This is a genomic window from Trebonia sp. (genome assembly GCF_049794275.1).
Taxonomy (GTDB): domain Bacteria; phylum Actinomycetota; class Actinomycetes; order Streptosporangiales; family Streptosporangiaceae; genus Trebonia.
In genome coordinates this window covers 1-2,273 of record NZ_JBARCR010000274.1, presented here as the reverse complement: position 1 = coordinate 2,273, position 2,273 = coordinate 1, and the positions used below count along the sequence as shown (strand labels likewise).

The 2,273-nt window shown below is 66.4% G+C and carries 2 protein-coding genes; one reads left to right on the top strand and one right to left on the bottom strand.

Translation table 11 applies throughout. From position 1 onward, the window contains the following. The first annotated feature begins 252 nt into the window (after positions 1–252). A complete protein-coding gene (locus tag WA805_RS07810; RefSeq protein WP_425242001.1) occupies positions 253–657 on the top strand; it encodes a hypothetical protein in 405 nt (134 codons plus the stop codon). 921 nt (positions 658–1,578) lie between these two features. Here WA805_RS07810 and WA805_RS07805 read toward each other — a convergent pair. Continuing rightward, positions 1,579–2,166 (bottom strand): DinB family protein, encoded by a 588-nt coding sequence (locus WA805_RS07805; RefSeq protein ID WP_425242000.1) that lies wholly within the window; start codon positions 2,164–2,166, stop codon positions 1,579–1,581. Between the last annotated feature and the right edge of the window lie 107 nt (positions 2,167–2,273).

Below are 2,273 nucleotides of genomic sequence, written 5' to 3'. Positions count from 1 at the left end.
CGGGGTCATGCATGACCTGCTCAGCCTCGGCCATCCCGTCACCGGGAGAGGGCTGCGGGATCTCGTGCTTCGCGCCCGACTGCTCCACGAGAACCAGGTTGGCCGGGCGGGCGTCCCCGGACGTATCACTATGCGCCTTCACACTCTTTATGACGCTGGAGCGCTCCCCGCTGTTCCCCAGGCCGCTATGGCCTGCGGCACACTTAAGCTCAGCCCCCGTCGAAGAGGGGCTCCGTCCAGCCGGAGCTGCCCGTGTCGTCTGACGGCGACCTGGTGTCGGAAGAGCGCGCCCGCCAGTTGGCTTGGGAAACCGCGCGAGTTCTGCGTGAGCTGGAGCGGCAGTTCGCTGATCCCCATAACCAGGACGACGTGCTGCCGGGAGATTTCCGCAGCATGCTGGATTCCTACCTCCAGACGGCAACAGAGCTGCTCGGCACAAAGCATCCGATGATGTCTCTTATTACGAACCTGCGCGCCCACCTCGTTACTGACCACGAACTCACCCTGGGCGCGGTAAAGACGAGATCAGCATTAATTGCCACTGCCCTGGAGACGAGATTTAACCTCGGGACGGGCGGCGGCCAGGTCGACCAGGGTTTCTCGGTTACCCAGGAACCGAGAGCGGCGATCTGGCGATCGGCCTGGCCCCGCGCCTGACCGCCTTCCGACTGGCCATGATCCCTGACGGTGAATCGGTTATGCTGAGCTAGCCAGCGGAATTTGCCGGGTGCTTCGGGCCAGGGCTCAGCGATTCGCCTTCTTGAGGGGCACCGTGAGCCATGAGACCTGACGTGCCAGTTCCCTTGAGAGGCGATGATTGCCTCATGGGCCTCACGGGACATGAGTTGACCGCAGCCTCTAGCGCCGTGGCCGCCCTGGCAATACTTGGGGGTTACCTTGGGGTAAGGGCGGCTAACCATAACGCCATCCGGATCGCGAGGGAGGAACGTTCCGCGCGACGCCAAGAGGAATTTGACAGCCTCAGGCGAGTCACTTACGCAAAATTCCTGGCCGCATTGGCCGAGCTTTCATCAGCCTCGATCAGGCACGGGGAGATCGTTGCCGCCCCGGAACTCCGCGGTAGCCTTGTGTCCGCCTTGAAGCGCCAGGATGAAACATTAATTGCGACTCGTAACTCCTTCGGAGAACTCGAAATTCTTGCGCCTGATCCTCTGCGCGACCTCGCGTTCCAGGCATTGGAAGATGCCCGGACATGCACCCAGGGGAACCAGTCAGCATTCGCCGGCGAAGTGGCTCAGCTGCGACTCGCGATGCGTCATGACCTGCGCCCTGGAGAAACCTTGGCTCCCCTTGAGCTGACTCAGACACCGAGCATCACTGCCGCCCCGACCACCAATTCAGCGGGCAGGAATTCGGCTGCGGCGCTCCCGGCTGGGAACGGAGCTCCCGCCTCTGATCTTCCTGGCTCTCCCTGAACAGCTGGGAGTGCGCCGCGCCAGGATCGAGCCCGCCGCCGTTCCCTTATCCGGTCTGGTGCTCCAGGGCCCGGCGGGTCAGGACGCGGGCCAGGTGCTGGCGGTAGGCCCGGCCCCGGCAGGACGGCGCTCATAGCCGGGCTCAGCGGCCGGCGTCCCGGGCTGCCTGCTCGAGCCGGTTCCGGTAAGCCTCCCACCAGGATGCGTCGCCGGGCGTCATGTTGTCCCTCCCCGGCTGGCGTCCTACAGACCCGTCGATCAGTTCCCGCACGATGTCGGCGTGCCCGGCGTGCCGGTGGGTCTCGGCGGTCACGTGGGCCATGATCCGGTGCAGCGTCACCTCGCTCCGGTCGGCCGGCCACCAGGGCACGTGACCGGTGGCCTCGAGCGGCAGCATGCCGATCGTGGTGTCCGCGTGCCGCCACGCCCGGTGGTACAGGGCGACGATCTGGCCCCGCGACTCCGCCGCGGTCGCCCACATGTCGTCGCTCAGTTCCGCGTCCTGCGCCAGCCAGGGCATGGGCTCGCCCGACGGCCGCCCGAAGGTCTCGCCGAAATACCCGAGCTCGACGGTGGCCAGGTGCTTGACCAGCCCCAGGAGGTTGGTGCCGGTCGGGGTGAGCGGGCGCCGCGCATCATATTCGGACAGCCCCTCGAGCTTCCAGAGGACCGCCTCGCGGCCGGCCTGCAGGTAACCGAGGAGGTCTCCTTTGGGGTCCGGTCCGGTCATGCTGGCAGTCTGTCATCCGGCCCGGCCGGCCTGTGCAGGACGGTTCCCGGGCCCTCAGCCGCTACCAGGGCCGGCCGGGGCGCTCCCGGAGCAGGTCGGTGATGAGG

Excerpts from the sequence above, each read along its gene's own strand:
- WA805_RS07805 (WP_425242000.1), bottom strand. The coding sequence starts at position 2,166 with ATGACCGGACCGGACCCCAAAGGAGACCTCCTCGGTTACCTGCAGGCC.